At 55.2% G+C, this 21,489-nt stretch carries 17 protein-coding genes and 6 pseudogenes; 16 read left to right on the top strand and 7 right to left on the bottom strand.

Annotation, left to right across the window (positions count from 1 at the left end; genetic code table 11):
• Nucleotides 1-97: 97 nt before the first annotated feature.
• The 7 genes from betC to BLP79_RS17520 all read left to right on the top strand — a co-directional run bounded on the left by betC (nucleotide 98) and on the right by BLP79_RS17520 (nucleotide 7,822).
• Nucleotides 98-1,633 (top strand): choline-sulfatase, encoded by a 1,536-nt coding sequence (betC, locus tag BLP79_RS17490; protein WP_090220990.1) that lies wholly within the window; start codon nucleotides 98-100, stop codon nucleotides 1,631-1,633.
• Complete coding sequence (locus tag BLP79_RS17495; RefSeq protein ID WP_090220991.1) at nucleotides 1,634-2,428, top strand: SDR family NAD(P)-dependent oxidoreductase; 795 nt, start codon at nucleotides 1,634-1,636, stop codon at nucleotides 2,426-2,428.
• Nucleotides 2,429-2,438: 10 nt separating this feature from the next.
• Nucleotides 2,439-3,374, top strand: a complete 936-nt coding sequence (kce, locus tag BLP79_RS17500) for a 3,5-dioxohexanoate:acetyl-CoA acetone transferase (protein WP_090220992.1) — start codon at nucleotides 2,439-2,441, stop codon at nucleotides 3,372-3,374.
• 10 nt (nucleotides 3,375-3,384) lie between these two features.
• A complete protein-coding gene (locus tag BLP79_RS17505; RefSeq protein ID WP_090220993.1) occupies nucleotides 3,385-4,806 on the top strand; it encodes an aminobutyraldehyde dehydrogenase in 1,422 nt (473 codons plus the stop codon).
• Nucleotides 4,807-4,810: 4 nt separating this feature from the next.
• Nucleotides 4,811-5,557 carry an SDR family NAD(P)-dependent oxidoreductase gene (locus BLP79_RS17510; RefSeq protein WP_232716529.1) on the top strand — a complete coding sequence of 249 codons (747 nt, stop codon included), beginning with the start codon at nucleotides 4,811-4,813 and terminating at the stop codon, nucleotides 5,555-5,557.
• Complete coding sequence (locus tag BLP79_RS17515) at nucleotides 5,557-6,495, top strand: 3-hydroxyacyl-CoA dehydrogenase NAD-binding domain-containing protein (protein ID WP_090220995.1); 939 nt, start codon at nucleotides 5,557-5,559, stop codon at nucleotides 6,493-6,495. Before BLP79_RS17510 ends, BLP79_RS17515 begins: the two co-directional genes overlap by 1 nt.
• Nucleotides 6,496-6,586: 91 nt before the next feature.
• Nucleotides 6,587-7,822, top strand: a complete 1,236-nt coding sequence (locus tag BLP79_RS17520) for an NAD(P)/FAD-dependent oxidoreductase (protein WP_090220996.1) — start codon at nucleotides 6,587-6,589, stop codon at nucleotides 7,820-7,822.
• Nucleotides 7,823-7,889: 67 nt separating this feature from the next.
• Here the strand turns inward: BLP79_RS17520 and BLP79_RS17525 are convergent, their stop codons facing one another.
• The 3 genes from BLP79_RS17525 to BLP79_RS17535 form a co-directional block, all read right to left on the bottom strand.
• Entirely contained in the window at nucleotides 7,890-8,921 is a 1,032-nt protein-coding gene (locus BLP79_RS17525) for a quaternary amine ABC transporter ATP-binding protein (protein ID WP_090220997.1), read from the bottom strand.
• Nucleotides 8,922-8,924: 3 nt separating this feature from the next.
• Nucleotides 8,925-9,962: an ABC transporter permease gene (locus BLP79_RS17530; protein WP_090220998.1), complete on the bottom strand. Its 1,038-nt coding sequence runs from the start codon at nucleotides 9,960-9,962 to the stop codon at nucleotides 8,925-8,927.
• Nucleotides 9,963-10,036: 74 nt separating this feature from the next.
• A complete protein-coding gene (locus BLP79_RS17535; protein WP_090220999.1) occupies nucleotides 10,037-11,002 on the bottom strand; it encodes a glycine betaine ABC transporter substrate-binding protein in 966 nt (321 codons plus the stop codon).
• 189 nt (nucleotides 11,003-11,191) lie between these two features.
• On the opposite strand from BLP79_RS17535, the gene BLP79_RS17540 reads away from it, so the two are divergent.
• Entirely contained in the window at nucleotides 11,192-12,184 is a 993-nt protein-coding gene (locus BLP79_RS17540; RefSeq protein ID WP_232716531.1) for a GlxA family transcriptional regulator, read from the top strand.
• Nucleotides 12,185-12,320: 136 nt separating this feature from the next.
• A pseudogene (locus BLP79_RS17545) lies at nucleotides 12,321-12,584 on the top strand (Tn3 family transposase); the annotation flags it as partial.
• Nucleotides 12,585-12,644: 60 nt separating this feature from the next.
• Here BLP79_RS17545 and BLP79_RS17550 read toward each other — a convergent pair.
• Entirely contained in the window at nucleotides 12,645-13,196 is a 552-nt protein-coding gene (locus BLP79_RS17550) for a recombinase family protein (protein ID WP_090221000.1), read from the bottom strand.
• Between the two features lie 125 nt (nucleotides 13,197-13,321).
• Here BLP79_RS17550 and BLP79_RS17555 point away from each other — a divergent pair.
• Nucleotides 13,322-14,593, top strand: a pseudogene (locus BLP79_RS17555) (DUF4158 domain-containing protein); the annotation flags it as partial.
• A gap of 400 nt (nucleotides 14,594-14,993) precedes the next feature.
• On the opposite strand, the gene BLP79_RS20300 reads toward BLP79_RS17555, so the two are convergent.
• Nucleotides 14,994-15,248: a DUF1203 domain-containing protein gene (locus tag BLP79_RS20300; protein ID WP_139163233.1), complete on the bottom strand. Its 255-nt coding sequence runs from the start codon at nucleotides 15,246-15,248 to the stop codon at nucleotides 14,994-14,996.
• A 281-nt stretch (nucleotides 15,249-15,529) separates the two neighbouring features.
• Here BLP79_RS20300 and BLP79_RS17560 point away from each other — a divergent pair, with 281 nt between their 5' ends.
• The 3 genes and pseudogenes from BLP79_RS17560 to tnpC all read left to right on the top strand — a co-directional run bounded on the left by BLP79_RS17560 (nucleotide 15,530) and on the right by tnpC (nucleotide 16,977).
• On the top strand, nucleotides 15,530-15,739 hold the full coding sequence (locus tag BLP79_RS17560; RefSeq protein WP_232716551.1) for a hypothetical protein: 210 nt from the start codon (nucleotides 15,530-15,532) through the stop codon (nucleotides 15,737-15,739).
• Between the two features lie 44 nt (nucleotides 15,740-15,783).
• Nucleotides 15,784-16,079, top strand: a pseudogene (tnpB, locus tag BLP79_RS20065) (IS66 family insertion sequence element accessory protein TnpB).
• 55 nt (nucleotides 16,080-16,134) lie between these two features.
• Nucleotides 16,135-16,977 (top strand): annotated as a pseudogene (gene tnpC / locus BLP79_RS17570) (IS66 family transposase).
• Here the strand turns inward: tnpC and BLP79_RS17575 are convergent.
• Nucleotides 16,931-17,233, bottom strand: a pseudogene (locus BLP79_RS17575) (IS66 family transposase); the annotation flags it as partial. The pseudogenes tnpC and BLP79_RS17575 overlap by 47 nt on opposite strands.
• On the opposite strand from BLP79_RS17575, the pseudogene BLP79_RS17580 reads away from it, so the two are divergent.
• The 3 genes and pseudogenes from BLP79_RS17580 to BLP79_RS17605 form a co-directional block, all read left to right on the top strand.
• Nucleotides 17,164-17,556 (top strand): annotated as a pseudogene (locus tag BLP79_RS17580) (IS66 family transposase); the annotation flags it as partial. The pseudogenes BLP79_RS17575 and BLP79_RS17580 sit on opposite strands and share 70 nt — an antisense overlap.
• Nucleotides 17,549-18,337 (top strand): type I restriction endonuclease subunit R, EcoR124 family, encoded by a 789-nt coding sequence (locus tag BLP79_RS17585; protein WP_090221002.1) that lies wholly within the window; start codon nucleotides 17,549-17,551, stop codon nucleotides 18,335-18,337. The pseudogene BLP79_RS17580 and the gene BLP79_RS17585, both read left to right, overlap by 8 nt.
• Before the next feature lie 1,149 nt (nucleotides 18,338-19,486).
• On the top strand, nucleotides 19,487-19,828 hold the full coding sequence (locus BLP79_RS17605; RefSeq protein WP_090221006.1) for a hypothetical protein: 342 nt from the start codon (nucleotides 19,487-19,489) through the stop codon (nucleotides 19,826-19,828).
• Between the two features lie 150 nt (nucleotides 19,829-19,978).
• Here the strand turns inward: BLP79_RS17605 and BLP79_RS17610 are convergent, their stop codons facing one another.
• Nucleotides 19,979-21,406, bottom strand: a complete 1,428-nt coding sequence (locus BLP79_RS17610; RefSeq protein WP_090221007.1) for a transposase — start codon at nucleotides 21,404-21,406, stop codon at nucleotides 19,979-19,981.
• Between the last annotated feature and the right edge of the window lie 83 nt (nucleotides 21,407-21,489).

Genomic DNA, 21,489 nt, shown 5'->3' on the forward strand with positions numbered 1-21,489 from the left:
TCCCGGCGCCCAACAGCTCCGAGTGTAAAGCCAATGCAGTTTGAGCCCCCACCTCTTGGGGGCCAATCCAGCTTTGATTTTTCCAGTGGAGATAAACATGCCAAAAACACCAAATATCGTCATAATCATGGCCGACCAGCTGGCCCCGCATTGGACCGGAGCATATGGTCACAAGGTGGCCAAGACACCGCATATCGACGCGCTGGCGGCGCGCGGGATGCGGTTTGATGCCGCCTATTGCAACTCACCACTTTGCGCGCCATCGCGGTTTGCCTTTATGTCGGGGCAACTGATCAGCCGCATCGCCGCTTATGACAACGCTTCCGAGTTCAAGGCCACGGTGCCGACCTTCGCCCATTACCTCAAGGCCTTGGGTTACCACACCTGCCTTTCGGGCAAGATGCACTTTGTGGGTCCTGACCAAAAACACGGGTTTCAGGACCGCGTGACCACAGATATCTACCCCTCCGATTTCGCCTGGACCCCGGATTGGGAAGCTCCAGATGAACGCATCGACAAGTGGTACCACAACATGCAAACGGTCAAGGAAAGCGGTGTGGCCGTGGCCACATTCCAGACCGATTACGATGACGAGGTGGGCTTTGCCGCGCGCCGGTGGCTGATCGACCGAGGCCGCGCCCAGGCCGCAGGTGAAGACGCCCCCTTCGCCCTTGTGGCCAGCTTTATTCACCCACATGACCCTTATGTGGCCAAGCCCGAGTTCTGGGACCTTTATTCTGATGATGACATCAGCTTGCCTGAATTCGTGCTGTCACCCGATGAACAAGATCCTTTCTCTCGCCGGGTGATGGACGGGATCGAGGCCAGCTATGTGCCGCTGACCGAGGAAGAGGTGCGCCGCGCCCGTCGCGCCTATCTTGCCAATGTCAGCTATTTCGACAGCAAGGTTGGCGAGATAGTCAAAACGCTGGAAGAGATAGGCGAACTGGACAACACGATTGTAATGATCACAGCCGACCATGGCGACATGCTGGGAGAACGGGGTCTGTGGTACAAGATGAACCTGTTCGAACATTCGGCCCGTGTTCCGCTGATCATGGCTGGCCCTGACGTGGTACAAGGCGTAGCTCCCAATGCCTGTTCCCTGATCGACATTCTGCCCACTGTCATCGAAATCGGTGGCGGAGATGCAACCATGCTGGGGGAACCTGTCGATGGCCGGTCTCTCATGCCGCTTGCGCGTGGCGAAGCCGATCCGGTTGACGAGGCAATCGGCGAATACTGTGCTGAAATGACACCGTATCCGGTTATCATGATCCGTCGCGGTGCATTGAAATACATTCACTGCGACGCCGATCCGGCACAGCTTTACGATTTGGCGAAAGACCCGCTTGAGACGAAGAATGTCGTGAATCTACCGGTGTATGCTGACGCGGCTAAGGCTTTTGCCGAAGAGATTGAACAGCGGTGGGATGGAGAGCAGATGCGCACTGCGATCATCGCAACCCAGAAGTCGCGGCGCAAATTGCATGCGGCCATGGAAGCCGGCGCTGGCGAACACTGGGATTACAACCCGCCATCAGACGCCTCACAACAATATGTACGCAATCACATGGATTGGACGGTCGCCGCGTCGCGCTACCGCTTCCCACCGCTCCAAGAGGAAACGTAAATGAACCTAAATGGAAAAGTCGCACTGGTAACCGGAGGCCGCGGCGGGATCGGCCGCGCCATCGTGGCCCGTTTCCTACGCGAAGGCGCAACAGTCTATGCTGCTGATCTAACAGAACGGGGCTCACTTCCCGCGCATGACGATGACGGTAGCCGCTTTGTGCAGATGAACGTAGCGGATGAAGCGGTGGTTCAGGCCGCCATGTCCAAGGTACAGGACGAATGTGGCAAGCTCGACATTCTGGTCAATGCTGCCGGGATCGAGATCGAGAAAACGATTGAGGATACTACGCTTGATGAATGGAACCAGTCGTTTGCGGTGAATTGCACCGGCACGTTCCTGACCTCGAAATATGCGCTTTCGTTGATGCGTAAAGCCGCGCAGGAAGGCACCAGCGCCAGCATCATCAACTTCGGTTCTTATGACGGATTCATCGCCGATCCCGGCTTGGCCGCCTATTGCGCAACCAAAGGTGCAGTCCATGCGCTGACCCGTGCCATGGCGTGCGATCACGGCCCCGAAGGCATCCGCGTCAACGCGATTTGCCCTGGCTACATTGACACACCGATGCTGCAAAGCTTCTTTACCGGTGACGGGTCCGGCGGTGGTGGAAAAACCATCGACCAGCTTCAGCAGGCGGTGCGCGACGTGCATCCGATGCGCACCTATGGCACGCCAGATGACATCGCCAATCTGGTAAACTGGCTGGCATCGGACGAGGCACGCTATGCCTCCGGTCAACTCTGGGTGCTGGATGGCGGGCTATCAGCCCAGGTCCAGCAAATGAAACTGTAAGGGGGCGGCTATGGCCAAGCAAAAACCTGTCATTATTACCTGCGCACCCACAGGTGGGATCCACACACCCACCATGTCTGAACACCTGCCGATCACGCCAAGTGAAATTGCCAGCGCCAGTATCGAGGCCGCCGAGGCGGGCGCCTCGATCATCCATCTGCATGCGCGCGACCCCGAAACAGGCAAGCCTGATCCCAACCCCGACCTGTTCATGGACTTCCTGCCACGGATCAAACAGGCCACGGATGCGGTCATGAACGTTTCAACCGGAGGGGGCCTTGGGATGTCGCGCGAGGAACGCCTGCGCGCCGCCGTCAAGGCCAGTCCCGAAATGGCCAGCATGAACATCGGGTCAATGAATTTCGGCATCTTTCCGATGAAAGACAAATACGCGAACTGGAAACACGCATGGGAACCCGAATTCCTGGACATGACGCGGGATTTCATCTTTCGAAATACCTTTGCGGATATCGAGTATTGCCTGAAAGAACTGGGGGAAGGTCACGGTACACGGTTCGAATTCGAATGCTATGATCTGGGTCATCTCTATAATCTGGCTTGGATGATCGATCAGGGGTGGGTCAAAGGGCCGATCTTTGTCCAGATGGTGTTTGGTATTCTGGGTGGCGTAGGTGCCGATCTGGACAACCTGATGCACATGCACACGATCGCCGACAAGCTCTTTGGCGACAATTATGAGTGGTCCGTTTTAGCGGCGGGTCGTCATCAGATTCCCTTTACCACGCAAAGCGCCCTCTTGGGCGGCAACGTGCGGGTCGGGCTCGAAGACAGTCTTTATATCGGCCCTGGCGAAAAGGCGATGTCCAGCGCGCAGCAGGTTCGCAAGATCCGCAGCATCATCGAAAACCTCGGCCTGACAGTCGCAACACCCGCACAAGCACGCGAGCGTCTTGGCCTAAAGGGTGGCGACCAAGTCGCGTTTTAGGGAGGAAACCATGCAAACAAAACTGCTTATCAACGGCGAACTGGTAGAAGGTCAGGGCCAGCCCATTTCCGTCTTGAACCCGGCGACCGGAGAAGAAATCTGCACCATCAAGGCCGCCACTTCCGAACAGGCAGATGCCGCCGCCGCCGCCGCTCACGAGGCATTTGAGACCTTTGGTCAGACCAGCCCGGCAGAACGCTCCGAGCTTTTGACCAACATTGCCAATATGCTTGAAGAAAACATCGAAGAGCTTGCCGAACTCGAAAGCCTGGACGCAGGCAAACCCTGGCCATCGGCGCTAAATGATGAAACCCCGCTGACATTGGACACATTCCGCTTTTTCGCAGGTGCCGCACGTACCATGACAGGGGTGAGCGCCGGAGAATACGTGGCCGGGCATACCAGCATGATCCGCAAGGATCCCGTTGGTCCTGTCGCAGCAATTGCGCCATGGAATTATCCCTTGATGATGGCGGCCTGGAAACTGGCAGCACCACTTGCGGCCGGCTGTCCTGTGACGCTCAAACCCTCCCAGTTGACCCCACTGTCAACCTTGCGGGCCGCAGAACTCATTGCAGAGGTTACACCCAAAGGCGTGGTCAATGTTCTGCATGGATCAGGCCGTGAGATCGGCCACCAAATGATCAATGATCCCCGCACCGAGGCAATTTCGATCACCGGGTCCAACGCAACCGGTGCCGAGGCGATGAAGGCAGCCTCTCGGCAGATCCGCCATGTGCATCTGGAACTGGGCGGCAAGGCTCCCGTGATCGTCTTTGAAGATGCCGATATCGACGCAGTTGCGGAAACTGTGCGCTACGGGTCGTTCTTCAATGCTGGTCAGGACTGCGCACAGCCCTGCCGGTTGCTCGTCGCAGACGAAGTCTATGACAAAGTTGTCGCAGCCGTCCTGAACCAGGTCGGTCAGATCAAGGTTGGCGCGCAAAAGGCCGAGGGCACCGAGATGGGCCCGATTATTTCAGCCGCGCAGCGCAACACGGTTGCAGGGTTTGTTGACCGGGCGCGCGACATCTGTGAGGTCCTCACAGGAGGGAACATGATCGACGGTCCGGGCTTCTTTTACGAACCCACAGTGCTCGCCAACGTTCTCCATGACGCCGAGGTATTTTGCACCGAGATCTTCGGCCCGGTTGTCACTATCTCACGGTTCCGGGATGAAGAAGACGCGCTCAGAATTGCCAATACCGGCCCGTTCGGTCTTGCCTCATCGGTCTGGACCAATAATACAGGCCGCGCAATGCGGATGTCGGCAAAAATGCGGTACGGGTTCACTTGGGTGAACACACATGGCATCGCGACACCGGAAATGCCATGGGCTGCGATGAAATCCTCTGGCACAGGGTGCGACATGAGCGTTTTTGCACTTGATGCCTATACAGCCGTTCGACACGTAATGATTGCACATGGATAGACCTGTGACACAGACAGCTATTGTAACCGGTGGCAGCCGGGGTATCGGACGCGCCATCGTCGATCAACTTGTGGAGGATGGCCATAGCGTCGTGACCTGCGGACGCGGGGACCGCCCGCAAGACCTCAGCGACGATGTTCTTTGGGTCACCGCAGATGTTTCGCTGAACAGCGATGCGACAAAACTGGTCGAGGCCGCACAGGCGGCATTTGGTCCGGTGTCGCTTTTGGTGAACAATGCAGGCGTACAGGTGGAAAAAACCGTTGCAGACAGCACCGACGACGATTGGGATCTGGTGATGAATGTCAATTGCCGGGGGCTGTTCAACATGTGCCGCGCCGTGTTGACACCCATGGCGAAGACCGGCGGCAACATCATCAACATCGGCTCGATTTCGGGCATGGTCGCGGACCCGTCAATGGCGCTCTATAATGCCTCGAAATCCTGGGTGCACGGGCTGACACGGTCTATCGCAGTCGATCACGGCCCCAAGGTTCGTTGCAACGCGATCCGGCCCGGCTGGATCATGACCGAGATGGCAGAAGATGGTTTCGCCCTTGCCAATGATCCCGAACGCGCCATGGCCGACGCCTTGGCACGGCACCCTGTGGGCCGGTTCGGCGAGCCACAGGATATTGCGAACATGGTGTCCTGGCTGGTCTCTGACAAAGCGGCCTATGTTTCAGGAGAATGCTTCACAATTGACGGCGGCATGACTGCGGCCTCACCGCTTAATCCGGGGTTATTTTGATGATAGAATTTGAAAAGACAGCCTGCCTGGGTGGCGGAGTGATCGGGGCCAGCTGGGCTGCGTTGTTTCTTGCATCGGGACGGTCGGTTGCGATGTATGATCCGGCACCGAACTCGGAAGACGCAGTGCGCGCCTATATCAAGATGGCCTGGCCCTCATTGACAGAGCTTGGGCTGACCAAAAACGGCAACCCCGACGCCGTCAGCTTTCATGCAAATGCGGCTGAAGCGGTTGAAGGGGCAGATTTTGTCCAGGAAAACGTGCCCGAGCGCGTAGCGGTCAAACATGCGGTATTCGCTGAGATCGAACCCGTCCTGAAGCCTGATGCGATTGTTGCCAGTTCGGCGTCCGGCCTCACGCTCAGCCACATGCAGGGCGGTTGGAAAAATCCATCGCGATTTGTGCTGGGTCATCCTTTCAACCCACCCCATTTGATCCCGCTGGTCGAAGTAATGGGTAACGCGCACACAGCCGAAGATGCCGTCACCGGTGCCGAGCGGTTTTACACCGCCATCGGAAAGGTGACCATTCGCGTCAACAAGGAAAAACCCGGTCATGTCGCCAACCGTTTGCAAGCCGCAATTTGGCGCGAGGCGATCAGCCTCGTGGTTGAGGGCGTGGCAACTGTTGAGGACGTTGACAAGGCGGTCTGGGCCGGGCCGGGCCTGAGATGGGCGGCAATGGGGCCAACGATGCTGTTCAACCTTGGGGCCGGGGCCGGTGGCCTTCAGGCCTTTTGCGATCATTTCACAGACACCTTCAACGGCTGGTGGGACGATCTGGGGACTGTGCACCTTGATGACACAGTGACTCAGATGCTGATCAAGGGCGTTGCCGATGCCTCTCAGGGTCAAACACCATCAGAGCTTTCCGCCAAACGCGACAGTCTGATCCTTGCCATGCAAAAGGCAACCACAAGCCTGCGCGCCACCCGTTAAGGGCAAGCGCACTCAAACAAACACGTCCAGCCCGCCATGATGTTCCTTGCCGACAGGAAAGGCTGAATGTTGCACGTGATGGAGAAGACCAATGAGCGACAAGATACACGCGGAGACCACCAAAGTGGTTGTCGTTGGCGCCGGGCAGGCTGGATTTTCGGTCTGCGCCAAATTACGATCGATTGGGTTCAAAGGCCAGATCACACTGATTGGAGATGAAGACCATCCACCCTATCAGCGCCCTCCCTTGTCCAAGGCATATCTGACCGGAGACATGGCACTCGAACGCCTTTTCTTTCGACCTCAGAGTTTTTATGCGGATGAGAATATCGAGCTGTGTCTGTCAGACCCGGTCCTTTCGATCGACCGGTTTAAAAAACAGATCATACGCGCCGAAAAGCCTCCATTGCCCTATGACAAACTCGTTCTGGCCACGGGCAGCCAGCCCATAACGCTACCTGATGACATGGGTGGTGACCTTATGGGCGTTCACTATGTCCGAACACTGAAAGACACAGATACCATGCGCGCCGATGTGCAACCGGGTAAAACGGCGCTGGTCATTGGCGGTGGATATATCGGGCTAGAGGCCGCAGCCGTAGCCACAAAGGCAGGGATGAAGGTGGTTCTGGTCGAAGCCGCTGATCGCATCCTTCAGCGCGTCGCTTCTCCTGAAACCGCGCGTTATTTCCGATCCCTGCATAAAGCCAAGGGCGTAGATATCCGGGAAGGCGTAAGATTGAAGGCTTTGAAAGGCCAAAAGGGCCGAGTGACTTCAGCCATCATGGCGGACGGATCCGAAATTACAACTGATTGTGCGATTGTCGGCATCGGGATCCGCCCCAATCACGATCTGGCCAAAGCGGCCGGCCTAAAGCTCGACAATGGCATTTGCGTGGATGCCCAATGCAGAACCTCTGATCCCGACATTTTTGCGGTCGGAGATTGTGCATCTTTCCAGCATGGCACAGCCCGTCTCCGTTTGGAAAGCGTCGGCAATGCCATCGATCAAGGGGAAATCGCAGCTCGTATTATCGCGGGGGAAAAGGTGTCTTACCAGGCAAATCCATGGTTCTGGTCGGATCAGTATGACACGAAATTGCAGATTATGGGCCTTTCAACCGGCTATGATTGCATTGTCACCCGCGACAGTGGCGAGGGCGTGATATCCTTTTGGTATTTTGCAAAAGATCGATTGCTCGCAGTCGACGCCATCAACGATCCCCGCGCCTTTATGGTCGCCAAGCGCTTGATCGAAAGCGAAAAATCACCCGACCCCGCTTTGGTTTCAGATCCTTCCCTTGATTTAAAACAGGTGCTGCGCTGAATTCTGCAGGCCATACCAGCTGAAACTGGGTGCAGAGAGGGTCACGCCTCCCTGCCCTCACCTATCACTACATATCTGGCCGAATTGTCGGCACCAGAGCGCGCACCAGATCTTTCATATCCAGTTGCCCGATCACGTCATCTGCATCCACCACACGATAAACGTGGTTCGTATCACCTCCTGATTTTGCAATCAGGCTTTCCAGATTGCTCTCCGCCGTGACGTCCCCATCAAAACTCTCGGTTGTCAGCGGCTTGGTGATAGAGCGCACACGTAAAACGCGGGCGCGGTTGATATCACTGACAAAGTCCTCGATATAGGGATCAGCGGGATTCAGCAGGATATGCTGAGGATCCCCCTGCTGAACAACAGCACCATCTTTCAGGATCACAAGGTGATCCGCAAGCTTCAGCGCCTCATCCAGATCATGTGTGATGAACACGATGGTTTTCCGCAATTCGCGTTGCAGTTCAAGCAACAGATCCTGCATGTCCGTCCGTATCAACGGATCAAGCGCCGAAAACGCCTCATCCATCAGCATGATGTCTGTGTCCGCAGTCAGAGCACGCGCGATGCCAACGCGTTGTTGCATCCCCCCCGACAGCTGGGCCGGATAGCGTTCGCCAAAACCACCAAGACCAACCCGTTCCAACCACTTGGCCGCTTCACGGGCCTGTATGTCTTCGGCTTCCCCCAGAACCGACAAAGGCATGGCGGCGTTTTGTGACACAGTCCTATGGGGCAGCAAGGCGAATTTCTGAAAGACCATCGACATGGTCTTTTGCCGCATGGTCCGCAAGTCGGCAGGACCAAGCCCCAGCACATCCTGACCATCAACCAGAACCTCACCCGCACTGGGTTCGATCAGACGGTTGAGATGTCGGATCAGAGTGGATTTCCCCGATCCTGACAGGCCCATGATCACGGTGATTTCGCCAGACTGCATATCTACATTGATATTTTGCAGACCCAGCACGTGGCCATATTGTTCAAGCAATTCTTGTTTACCAAGCCCCTCTTTGACCTTAGCCACCAACGCGCGATCACGTGCGCCAAAGATCTTGTAGAGGTTCTTGATCGAGATTTTAGGGTGTTTCATCTATCAATACGCCTTGCCTTGTTTGTCCACCCGCCCCAAAGCGGCTTTGGAAACGCGGTCCAGAATGACCGCCAGCAATACGATCCCAAGGCCAGCAACGATCCCCACACCCAATTCCAGGTTTCGGATCCCACGCAACACCAGCACTCCAAGCCCCGGAGCAGACACGAGCGACGCGATCACAACCATGGCAAGGCTCATCATGATGGTCTGGTTGATCCCGGCCATGATATTCGGCAACGCAAGTGGCAACTGCACGCGCCATAGCTTTTGTTTTTTTGTCATCCCAAAAGCATCCGCGGCCTCGATCACATCCCGATCCACAAGCCGAATACCAAGATCCGTAAGCCGGATGACAGGAACAATCGCGTAAAGGATAATCGCGATCCCATAAAGTTTTGACTCGGTTACAGAAAAGAGGAAGATCAGCGGGATCAGATAGACAAAGGTTGGCAACGTCTGCAGCAGATCGAGGATTGGCACAATCAGTCTTTGCGTCAGATCCGAACGTGACATCCAAATCCCAATGGGAACGCCGATAACCACTGACAATCCGGTACAAACAAAGACGATTGCCAGGGTTTGCATGGCGACATCGTAATGGTCGATGAAGGCAAAGAACAGCAACACACAAGCAACAAAAGCAGTGACCCCACGCGACCGGCTTGCAAACCAGGTCACGGCAAGCAGGACCGGAATCATGATCCACCACGCTGTTGACTGAAAAGCGATAAGCGCCCCGTCAAGCAACCAGCTGAGAGGCTGCGTGATCGGATCAAGCACCAGTTTCAACTTGCCCCGCATAGCAAGAAACCCGGTTTCAAACGATGCTGTCAGATCGCGCGTTTGGCCAATCGCCGGACAGGCATCATGTAAAACATCAAGGGATGGAAAAGGAAATCCACCCCCTTCGGCACTCGCAACATCACCGCCCTGTGCCTGCGCCAAAAGCTGCGCCATTGATGTGGGCGCATCCGCGGCCCCTTCATCACACCAGTCCCTCAGACCCAATGTGTCGAACACTTTCTCATATTTAGCCATTTGCTCCCCCTAGCTTGTCGTTGTAAACGCGCCGACAAAAACCGCCTGCGCGTTGTTGTTAGCTTGGGTGGTGGTTACTGCAGCAGCGCCGAAAGCTTGCCCCGGGCTTCATCGTTCAGCCACGCGCTCCAAACATCACCATAGTTTTGAAGAAAATAGACAGCGGCTTCTTCATGGGATGCACCATTCGAATCCTGCCAGGCCAGGACCTCACCCATCTGGGCGTTGGTGAAGGACATATTGCTCAGGAAATCAACAATCTCAGGCTCGCGCTCAAGCAAACCAGGTGCGACAGCGGTCACAACCTTGGCTGTTGGATATGCAGATGCTGCCGGAGTGGCGCATTCGGGATCGGCGTTGCAAGTGTGCAGATCTTGGCTGAAATCGGCAACTTCGACCTGTACCATCGGATACTGGCCCAGCACCGATGTCGGGGCCCAATAATAACCGAACCACGGCTCTTTGCTTTCATAAGCCGCAGCAATGGCTGCCGCCAGCGTTTCGCCAGAACCGTGCTGGAACCGCTCAAGCCCGCTGCCTGCGGCATTCAGTGCGCGCAGGTTGTTAGTGTTTACTACGTCACAGGCCCAACCTGCGGGGCAGTCATGGAACTGTCCCCCGACCAGCTCTGGATTGGCCAGAATGCCTTCAATGGTCGTCAGCTCGGGGTGCGCTTCTGCCAGATAGGCCGGAATCCACCAGGCTTCAACACCGCCATCCGACAGCACATTGGTCAACTCAACAAGCTTTTTACCAGCAACCAACTCCCCATAAACAGGCGAAGAATTGGTCCACAATTCCGTCAGAATGTCGGGCTCACCCGTTTCCGCGATCGACACCATCGCGGGTGTGGTCGAAGACGGCACCACTTGAACGTTGCATCCATAGCCGTTTGTCATGAGGAAATTGGCCACAGATGTGACAACCGCAGAAGAGGCCCAATCCATTTCCGTGATTGAAACATCACCACAGTCCGCGTGCGCCGCACCCGCAGTCCCAACAACGGCAAGAAAGGCGGCAGCAGTCAGTTTATTTTTCATTATTTGTCTCCCTGTTTATTTGCATTCCTTTGATGCTATGGGGGAACAGTCCTCAACATATGAGGGTTTCAGACATTGGTTTGACTATTTTGGCCACGATATCTATACTGTTGAGACAAACCAACCCAGAGAGCTGCACTGCTGACCCAAACCAAACCAGACAGAGTAACTGAAATACGGATCATTGTCGTGCCGTATTTCAATCTCACTGCAACGATGTCTTTTCTCGATCCCTTCCGTGCTTCGAATTACCTCGAAGGCACAACCCTTTTCCGATGGCAGATCATATCGGAAAAGGGGCAAGCGATCACCGCCAGCAACGGTGTAGAGATAAGCACCACCGCTTTTGAAGAGGCCGAGTTAAAAAAGACAGATCTGCTTTTCGTCTCGTCCAGCTGGCAGCCAGAACGCCACGTCACGTCGGCCATACGGTCCTGTCTGAGGGACGCCGCAAAACGCCAGACCGTAATCGGAGGGCTGGACACCGGTGCCTTTATTATCGCCCAATCCGGATTGCTTGAAAACCACACGGCCACTGTCCATTACGAACACATTGATGCATTCAAAGAACTCTTTCCGAACACGGGCGTGAGCGAAGCGCTCTGGGTCATTGACCGGAACAGAGTCACCTGCTGTGGTGGCGCCGCGGCGCTAGATCTTGGTCTGCAGATGATCCGGAAATCCCATGGCAGCGCCCTGGCCAACGCCGCGGCCCGTTACGTTTTTGCCCCTCCCATGCGCAGTCATGGCACACGGCAGTGCCCAGACAATATAGAGCCATTGGGCAATTCTGTTCACAGAGGCGTGCGCGCCGCAATCGATGTGATGGAAGCGAATTTAGAGACCCCATTGCCAATAGCAGAGGTCTGCCGTCAGGTTGGATTGTCGCATCGTCAACTTGACCGGCTTTTTGCGCAATGTGTGCGCAAGACACCTGCGCTCTACTACCGCGATATCCGCCTTGATCGCGCGCGTGGTCTGGTCACTCAAACCGAATTGAGCATGTCTGAGATCGCCTTTGCGAGCGGATTTTCAAGCCAAGTGCACTTCAGCCGCGCTTACAAAGACCGGTTTGGCTTGCCTCCAAGCAAAGATCGCGTTCAAGGTCGTATTCCGTTTGAGTTCCGCGCATGGCCAATGCACAGAGCCTCTAGTACCCCGCCCAGCTCGGGCACCAAATAGCTTTCACATACATGCCCCATACACATCAACTTGCCGTAAATTCGAAACTATCTCTTCCGGCTTCGGTCGCTTGTTTGCTATTCTTGGTCCTCCGTTTCCTAAACATAGCGGCGGACCAGTTCAGTGGGGGAGGCTCAAGCATGAACTCGCCCTGGCGCTCCGAGAAATCGAGCGCATAGAGCGCGCGCTGTTCATCATCGACTGGCTGCTCGATGCCGATATGCAGCGACGTGCCAATATTGGCCTGAACAAGGGGGAGGCGCACCACGCCTTGAAAAACGCCCTGCGCGTTGGTCGCCAGGGCGAAATCCGTAACCGCACCGCCGAAGGCCAACACTACCGCATGGCTGGTCTGAACCTGCTCGCCGCCATCATCATCTGGAACACCAAACACTTGGGGCCGACTCCGACTGAGTGCAGAATAGGGCGTTAAGCCCGGATTGAGGTTCTGGATTTGCGCTCAGCCTTCGTTTTTGGTGAGATAACGGTAGATGGTAGCCTTAGACAGGCTGTATTCCGCCATGAGATCTTTGATCAGAGTGCCACTTGCGCGTTTGTCGCGCAGTTCTACGATCTGATCATTAGTAAGCGCGGGACGCTTTCCGAACTGAACACCTCGATCCTTCGCCTTCTTGATCCCGTCCATTTGCCGCTCGGCGCGGATCTCGGTCTCAAATTGGCCGATGGCCCCGAGCATGTTGAACAAAAGCCGTCCGGTGCCATCGGATGTGTCGATGTTCTGATCAAGGACGACAAGATCGACGCCTTTATTGCGAAGGGTCTCGGCAATCTGGCAGAGATGCAACGTGGATCGAGCTAGCCTGTCGATACGGGTTACGATCAGTTGGTCGCCTTCGCGGACATAGTTGAGGCACTGTTTTAGCTGAGGGCGGGCATCGGTGGTGCCGCTACGCTTTTCCTCGAACATCTTGTCACAGTCACGCAGCTTTTCACGTTGCACGTCCAAAGATTGTCCGACTGAACTGACACGGGCATATCCGAATTTGGCCATGGGGTCTCATATAAGTAAAGGATTTGTGAGACAGTCATATTGAGACATTGAAAAGGACATGGCAAGCGGATGGTATCAATATGTCTACTTTCAGAGACTCCACCCCATAAAGAAAGAACAATCCGATGGCACACCGAGCGGTTCTGACCGCGCGACAACGCGCGGCGCTTTTTGATCTTCCTACAGATGAGATGGCGTTGCTCCGGCATTACACCCTGAATGATGAAGACATTGAGAACATCCGCACGCGGCGGCGCACGGAAAATGCCCTTCAACTTTGTGCCTTCCGGTATCCAGATCGGTTACTCAAAGCAGGAGAGGTGATCCCGGAGCCGGTTTCCCGATTTGTGGCCGCACAACTCGGATTGAAGCCGGATGATCTCCTGCCATATGCCGCTCGAGAGAAGACCCGCCGGGAACATCTGGAAGCTCTACGCAAGAGGTATGGGTACAAGATGTTCTCCGGCAAGCGTGCCAAGAAAATGCGGAAATGGTTGGATGAGAATGCTGAAACAGCGCAACCCAGCGAGGCTTTGGTTCGCGGGTTCGTGGAAGAATGCCGCAGGCGGCAAATCATTCTGCCGGGTATTTCGGTCGTGGAGCGTCACTGTGCTGATGCGTTGGTTGCAGCCGAACGCAAGGTAGAGGCACGCATTGCGGCTCGTCTCGGCGCAAAAATGCGCGCCCAGCTCGATAGCTTGCTGGCAGAAGAGGTGGATGGTCGGGTCAGCAGGTTCATCTGGTTGCGGCAGTTCGAGGTGGGTAAGAACTCTGCCGACATCAATCGCCAACTCGACCGATTGGAATTTCTGCAACGGATCGCGTTGCCTCCAGCAATCTTGGATGACGTTCCTGCTCACCGGATCGCGCAATTGCGCCGCCAAGGCGAAAGATATTTTACGGATGGGCTTCGGGACATCACCAGTGATCGCCGTTTGGCCATCCTCGCCTCCTGCGTCGTGGAGTGGTCGGCTACTATTGCAGATACTGTTGTCGAAACGCACGACCGTATTGTGGGGTCGATCTGGCGGGAAGCAAAGAAGATTTGCGATACCCGTGTTGCTGAGGCGCAATCAGAGATCGCCGTGACTTTGGCCGGGTTAGGGACTTTGGGCACGACCTTACTGCTTGCAAAAGGCGATGACGCGGCTGTCGCCGGTGCCGTGGATGCGTCCTGTGGTTGGGGGGGTTTGGAACATCTCGTCACAACAGCGGAAGTACCTGGTAAGACCGTCAAGGCGGATGCACTGGCCTATGTCGAGCAGGGCTATCACCGCTTCAAGCTCTATGCCCCGCGAATGCTGGCAGCATTAGACATCGCGGGAGCCAGTGTGGCTGAGCTGTTGCTGGCGGCGACCGATGTGATCCGCGGCAAGCGTGATATTCCAAGTCGGCCCAACCGCCCCGAAGCTGCGTATATGGGCGTTACGAAGAACATAACGCAAACAAACGGCTATGAGGTGTAACTTTTGGGTCTGCGAGGCATGAAGAGTGTCACATTAGGGGGAAATCCACCCATTTGAGACAGTACAGTTTGTCACATTCGCATGTATCCTGTGGGTCTACTCAATTGTGACGCGGTGCCGACAGCAGCCATTCATGCCGCACGCGGCAAAATCTCACTCTGAGCCCATAGTAACCGATGCTGCAGTGTGCGCGAGTGTCCGCTATCAGAGGGAAGGCCAAAAACGTTACAAAACCAAAAACGGTTTTGCCAAGGGTTTGTGACACATGAATATTCAACGAGTTCGGTCATGGCGCTACCCGCAACAATAACGACCGTTTCGCCGCACCGGTTTACGATGAAACAACGGCTTCGCAATCATTTCCGCAAAGAAAAATCGGCCCAGTCTCAGCGTCACGCTGAAGCTCCCCGAAAGGGAGATATGCCAACACCAGCCTGACGGAACCGGCTTCAATGAGCTTCAAACAGCACCGACAGGGTGTAGTACCATCGCTCTTCATCCGTTCGGGTGAATTGCCATAGGCATCAACGCCTCCTTGGCGGAAAGCGTCAGTATCCTCTTGTGACATTCCGGAAAAGCACGGCATCAATATAGTTTCCAGGTTTTTGGGTAAGCGGTGCGCCGACCCCACACTTTTGCGCTGACGCTTGATCTGCGATTCTGAGACTTCTTTGATTTGGGGAGTTTCTCGATGGGAGCTACAAGCGAGATTCTGGCAAGGGTGCCGCGATGGTCTGATGGCAAGCGAGATTGGCCGCCGGAGCTGAAAGCGCGGATCGTGGCGGAGACGCTGATTGAGGGCGGGACGGTCAACGCGGTTGCCAAGCGGTATGAGTTGATCCCAGCACGGTATCTGATTGGCGGCGGATGGCGCGACAGGGCAAACTGGTTTTGCCCAATTTGGACGGCATGGACTTTGTGCCTGTTGAGATTGAGGCGTCTGTGCCGGTTGCCAAGCCTTCGCCGGTCATATCTTCCGGTACGATTGATTTGATCAAGGGCGATGTCAATGTTCGTCTTGATGCTGCGACACCTAGGGCGCGGATTGCCGAGATTGTGCGGGCTTTGGCGACGTGATCTCACCATCCCATAAGGTCCGGATTTTTGTGGCCAGTGATCCGGTGGACTTTCGTAAAGGCTATGACGGCCTTACTGCGTTGGTGCAGAGCCATCTGCATCAGAAGCCTTTTGACGGGTCCGTTTATGTGTTCCGCGCCAAGCGTGCAGATCGATCTATTGGGACGGGAGCGGGCTGGTGATGACTTATAAGCGGCTTGAGGATAACAGCTTCAAATGGCCTGCGATCAGGAACGGTGTGATGCGTCTGGAACCGGCCCAGTTTGAGGAGCTCTTTGCCGGTCTGGATTGGCGGCGTGTGCGACCTTTGGAGGTGGCGGCTCCCGCTGCGGCGGAGTGACTCACGGGGCCCTTTGCACGGGTCATTCTGCCTTTGTTTTGTTATGGCATCGGGCATGACCTCACCTGACAGATTGCCCAATGACATTGCCGAACTGAAGGCGATCATCCGTGCACAACAGGATCAGAATGCGCGGCTTGAGGCCCTGGTAGCCTCCTTCAAGAAAGCCCTCTTCGGGAGCAAGTCCGAGAAGATTGATCCGGCCCAATATGAGCTGGAACTCGAGGATATCGAAACTGCCATCGCCCAGGTAGAGGCCGAGATTGAAGAGGACGAACGCACCGCGCCCGTGCGACCACCAAAGCCGCGTCAGACCAATCGCGGATCATTGCCTGAACATCTGGATCGGGTCGAGGTGTTCATCGACCCTGAGCTTTCCTGCGCCTGCGGGGCCGAGCGTCATGTCATTGGAGAGGATGTCAGTGAACGGCTGGAAATCATTCCGGCCCAGTTCCGCGTGATCGTCACCCGGCGACATAAATACGCCTGCCGATCCTGTGAAAGCGGGATCACCCAAGCCCCGGCACCTGTACACATCATTGCAGGCGGTATGCCAACCGAGGCAACGCTGACCCATGTGCTTGTGTCCAAATACGCCGATCATCTGCCGCTCTATCAACAAGCCCAGATCTACAGCCGTTAGGGGATCGATCTTGATCGCTCGCCCCTGGCAGCCTGGGTCGGTAAATCAGCGTTCGAGCTGACCCCGGTTTATGACGCGTTGATGGCCGACCTGAAGTGCTCCACCAAGCTCTTCATGGACGAAACACCCGCTCCGGTTCTGGCACCGGGGCGCAAACGCACCAAAACCGGATACTTCTGGGCGCTGGCCCGCGACGACAGGCCATGGGGCGGTGATGACCTTCCTGCGCGATTGGTGCCGCGCCAGATTTGGTGACATCATGCAGTTTGCGGCGCGAATTGGCCCAGCAATAGGCCAATGTCACATCCTGGGCCGGACGTTTGAGCAGTCGGTTGTAACCAGCATAGCCATCGACCTGCAGGTTGCCGCTGAAGCCTTGCAAAATAGTGTCCGCATGCAGGCCGGATCGTCCCGGCGCATAGGTGAAGGCAACGCCGGGCGGATCTGGCCCAAATCCAGGCACTCTACCGCATCGAAAAAGACCTGCGCGGCCTGCCTGCTGACCTGCGTCGCGCTGCACGGCAGGGCCGTTCAAAACCCATCATCGACGCTTTCGAGCTATGGCTCGTCCAAAACCGCGCACGCGTCTCGGCCAAATCGCCGACCGGAGAGGCCCTGAAATATATCGCAAAATACTGGGATGGGCTGATCCTGTTCCTTGACGACGGGCGCATCGAACTGGATTCCAACGCCGTTGAGCGGACGATCCGTCCAATTGCGCTCAACCGAAAAAACGCGCTCTTCGCGGGTCACGATGCCGGAGCGCAAAACTGGGCGGTCATCGCGTCGCTAATCGAAACCTGCAAACTTTACGGGATCGAACCCCATGGCTATCCTCGCACCTTTCGAGGACTATGTGGCGAAGTTCGAGGAGGCAACAGAACGGCTCCTTGCACTGACTCCTACCGTGGAAAGTGTCGATGACCTTCTGACCGAAGAAGATGAGGCCGAATTTGTTCAAGCCTTCCGCGAGTTGATCCGCGTGAAGAACGTTCTCGACTGTTTCACAGAGTTCGATTTTTCCGCCTTGCCGATGGATGAGCAGACCTTCGCAGACTTCCGAAGCAAGTATCTAGATCTCTACGACAAAGTCCGAAGCGAGAAAGCCAAGGAGAAGGTTTCGATCTTGGACGATCTTGACTTTGAGGTCGAGCTCATCAGCCGCGATAAGATCAACGTCAGCTATATCATCAACCTCTTGCGTGAGATGCAGGGTAAACGGCCTGAGGACCAAGCCAAGACCCGTAAGACCATCATGGATGTCCTGGACACCGAGGCGCAGCTCCGCAGCAAGAAGGAACTGATTGAGCGCTTTATCTCTGAGCACTTCGCAAACCTGCCCGCCAGCGCGGACGTAGGCGAAGAATTCGACAACTATTGGGAAGCCCAACGCATCCAGGCTATTAAGGCACTTAGCCAAGACGAGGGTCTTGAGGCCTCTGGCTTAGATAAGCTCTTGGAACAGTACCAGTTTACTGGGAAGACACCGATACGCGATGACGTTATAGGGATCCTGGAGAAACGCCCTTCTCTGCGCGAGCGCCGCAGCGTGGCCGACCGCGTCATCGAGAAGATTCAAATTTTTGTTGAGACCTTCATCGAAGGGGTCGATTGATTTCAGGAGGAACAATGAATTGCTTAGAGCGAGCAATCCTACACCCTAGGATTGAAATTCTTCGCTACAACAAAAAGGGAACATCTGTTAACGAATGTTATGTGAACCGACTTCTGGTTGAATGCTCGACGTATTGGTGGTGCGCGGCTCCTTGGCCGGTTCACCCATCCCACAAGTCATCTGTGAATGTCTTCATGTCGAAATTTGGATCAATTAATCCCATTTCTTCAACTCGCTGCTGAATGGATTCTATGCGTTCCAAAAGGCATGGCTCAGATGGCGGAAGCGTCTGACTTTTTACTGCGTCGTCTTCGGCTCGTCTGATCAAATTTTCAACTATTGGCTTCTTCAAACGCATTTCTTTGCCTCCCTGAGCACACGCAATCGCAATCAACGCTTGCTGCGGCGAATTGCTTTTTCATAGAGTTTTTTGAAAGTGCGTTCATTAACATGCAGCATGCGCGCCGCACCCGCGTAGCTTCCTGCGCTTTCATAAGCTCTGAGAACTTTCTCGTGATCAATTTCAATCTTCCTGCGGCCGGTATCAGCTGTCTTTCCCGTAACCGGCGGTGACAAGTTGTACAGCGAGGCAGGCTTGCTTGCAGCTTCTCGCTATATAGTCGTTTTGGCGGAATCAGGAGGCGGCAGGACGCGCCTTATGGAGAGCTTAGCGCAGAACTTAGGTGTAAGTTGTGTCACCGCAAATGTATTCAGACACGTCGGCAGCGATCACAACAACAGCCCTCTGGTTATCGACGCGTTTGATGAGCTGGCCAAGGTCGATACGCAAGGCATCCACAAGCTGCTCGCAACAGCTAGAAAAGCCCAACCCACACGTATAATAATCTCCAGCCGGTCATTGGCGCTGAACGAACGGACTTGTTTCCAGACTGCAAACCAACCGAGGAGGACACTAAGCACAACTAGTCTGGGAAAGTGAAAGGCCTTCCTGCGTCAACAGGAAGGCCTCTCGGAATAAAGTGTCGTTTCTACCCGACGCCTTATTCATCCCCCGACACAAAAGAAAAGTCAACCCGCCGGAGTGGTTTCGGCGGGGCGGATACACTCAACTTTTTATCAAGGGGGAGACAGCGCCTGTCTCAATCCGCGTGATCACGTGGAGCCGAAAGAGGTGCGCTCCAAAACAAAATGGCCAAACGTATTCACCGCGACCCAGAAGGTAGTCGCGCAACCCGCCGCATTGCGCGACGTTCCAAGGCAAGCCTGCGCGGCAGCATGGTCGCAAAGCTTCCAGGGTTTAAACACCCCCGGATCCTGCAATTTGAAAGCGCACTCGAATATGCCTTTCTGTGCCTGATGCTTGTGCGGAACGACATTCATCACATTTGGGACCAACCGCCCGCGGTCCAATACATCAGCGCAGATAGACGCCCCGCAAAACATGTATTTGATTTTCTGATCACGCTCGTTGGCGGAGAGAAAATCGCCATTGCGATCAAGTCAATGGATCGTGTGCTGAGTACGAAGTAAATCCAAGTTTCAGATACAGTATGTTAAACACTAAAAGCAGACCTTCGTATTTGGTGCGGCGAATAGCAGCTTCGAGCCGATTCTGTTGAAAAACAATGTGTTGCGAGCGCAGAAAGTGACGCCTTGAACTGGACGCGAGCGCCTTTTCTATCAGGCTTTGCTCGTTTGCTGCGGTGCAGGAAAGATCTTGGCTAATTTACGGAGATTTTGAGCGGTGGCTGCGAGGAGGAATTCATCATTTGCACCGCATGGCCCACGTAATCGGAGGCGGCCTAACCCGAGAATGCGCTTGAGGTGGGCGAAGAGCATCTCAACCTTCTTTCTGAGCCGCATCGAGACCACATACTGCTTGGTTTTGGCGATATCGCGGGCGATCTGACGGGCGCCTTCATGTTCTTCACGCGTGATCTTACGCGCATCGGCGTTCGGACAGCATTTCATCTTTGATGGGCAAGCCTGACAGGTATGTTTTAGTGCCTGGTATTTGGCGACGCCTTTGCCGGTCGGCCTACGATTTGGATCAGAATAGTTGCGCCGGAATTGCTTGTGCGGCTCACCTCCTGGACAGATGTAGTGGTTGTTTTCGGCATCCCATTCAAAGTCAGCGCGAGACCAAGTGCCGCCTGTGCGACCAGATTTATCTAGCACGGGAATGTGGGGTTTGATGTTGCGATCAACGAGCCAACCAAGCATTGGCCCAGATCCATAGCCACTGTCTGCAATCAGTCGCTCAGGATTGATGTCATGTAGATCTTTGATCCGATCCAACATGGTGCGCACCGACCCGACTTCAGCCTGTCGGATCGACCGCGTGCCTTCAACGTCTACGATCACGCTATGATCGGTATCGATCAGGCAATTGGTCGAATAACTGAAGAATGCTGGCCCTTTGCGCGCGTTCGTCGGGAAAACGATCTCCCAGATCGTTTTCTGATCCTCCTTACTCCACTGACTGGCGGGATCAGAATGTGACGTGAACTTGGGATCGACTTTCGATGCTGCACCAAAAGCCGCGTCATCGAGGACGTCTAAATATTCTTTCACAGCGCGCGGCGCATCAGCTGGGGCAATGGTGCTGTGATCCCAGTCTTTCTTTGGTGTAGAGTTCTGTTTATTTGCGTCAGCTTCGATCAAGCTGGCATCTGCCGCAAGGCGCTGGCAGCTCACCAAGCCATCCGCGATGCACCGGGCGACGGTCTTCTCGAACAAATGCCGCAGGAGCTTGCTTTCCCGGAACCGTCCGTGCCGGTTCTTGGAGAACGTGGAGTGGTTGGGCACAGGATCAGACAAATCGAGGCGACAGAACCAGCGGTATGCCAAGTTCAGATGTACTTCTTCGCACAGACGGCGTTCAGACCTGATCCCGAAACAATATCCTACAAGCAACATGCGGATCAGCAGTTCCGGGTCGATAGATGGACGGCCTGTGTGGCTGTAAAACTCGGCCAGATATTGGCGAATGTCATCCAGATCAGCGAACCGATCAATCGAGCGAAGCAGATGGTCTTGCAGGACATGATCCTCCAGCGAAAACTCATAAAACAGCGCCGCCTGTGCTTCCTGCTTCGGTCCCATCATCGCCAAATCCTCCAACCAATAAAGGAATTGAATCAGCTAAGGGGCACTCAATCAAGGACGAGTTTTTCAACAAAATAAGCCCA

The organism is Epibacterium ulvae, assembly GCF_900102795.1.
In the GTDB taxonomy this organism is placed as follows: domain Bacteria; phylum Pseudomonadota; class Alphaproteobacteria; order Rhodobacterales; family Rhodobacteraceae; genus Epibacterium; species Epibacterium ulvae.

Coding starts and splice junctions, on each gene's coding strand:
- BLP79_RS17520 (WP_090220996.1), top strand. CDS start 6,587: ATGAGCGACAAGATACACGCGGAGACCACCAAAGTGGTTGTCGTTGGC.
- BLP79_RS17515 (WP_090220995.1), top strand. CDS start 5,557: ATGATAGAATTTGAAAAGACAGCCTGCCTGGGTGGCGGAGTGATCGGG.
- BLP79_RS17535 (WP_090220999.1), bottom strand. CDS start 11,002: ATGAAAAATAAACTGACTGCTGCCGCCTTTCTTGCCGTTGTTGGGACT.
- BLP79_RS17605 (WP_090221006.1), top strand. CDS start 19,487: ATGGCCAAACGTATTCACCGCGACCCAGAAGGTAGTCGCGCAACCCGC.
- BLP79_RS17610 (WP_090221007.1), bottom strand. CDS start 21,406: ATGATGGGACCGAAGCAGGAAGCACAGGCGGCGCTGTTTTATGAGTTT.
- BLP79_RS17530 (WP_090220998.1), bottom strand. CDS start 9,962: ATGGCTAAATATGAGAAAGTGTTCGACACATTGGGTCTGAGGGACTGG.
- BLP79_RS17505 (WP_090220993.1), top strand. CDS start 3,385: ATGCAAACAAAACTGCTTATCAACGGCGAACTGGTAGAAGGTCAGGGC.
- BLP79_RS17585 (WP_090221002.1), top strand. CDS start 17,549: ATGGCTATCCTCGCACCTTTCGAGGACTATGTGGCGAAGTTCGAGGAG.
- BLP79_RS17560 (WP_232716551.1), top strand. CDS start 15,530: ATGGCGCGACAGGGCAAACTGGTTTTGCCCAATTTGGACGGCATGGAC.
- BLP79_RS20300 (WP_139163233.1), bottom strand. CDS start 15,248: ATGCCGTGCTTTTCCGGAATGTCACAAGAGGATACTGACGCTTTCCGC.
- BLP79_RS17495 (WP_090220991.1), top strand. CDS start 1,634: ATGAACCTAAATGGAAAAGTCGCACTGGTAACCGGAGGCCGCGGCGGG.
- BLP79_RS17525 (WP_090220997.1), bottom strand. CDS start 8,921: ATGAAACACCCTAAAATCTCGATCAAGAACCTCTACAAGATCTTTGGC.
- betC (WP_090220990.1), top strand. CDS start 98: ATGCCAAAAACACCAAATATCGTCATAATCATGGCCGACCAGCTGGCC.
- kce (WP_090220992.1), top strand. CDS start 2,439: ATGGCCAAGCAAAAACCTGTCATTATTACCTGCGCACCCACAGGTGGG.
- BLP79_RS17550 (WP_090221000.1), bottom strand. CDS start 13,196: ATGGCCAAATTCGGATATGCCCGTGTCAGTTCAGTCGGACAATCTTTG.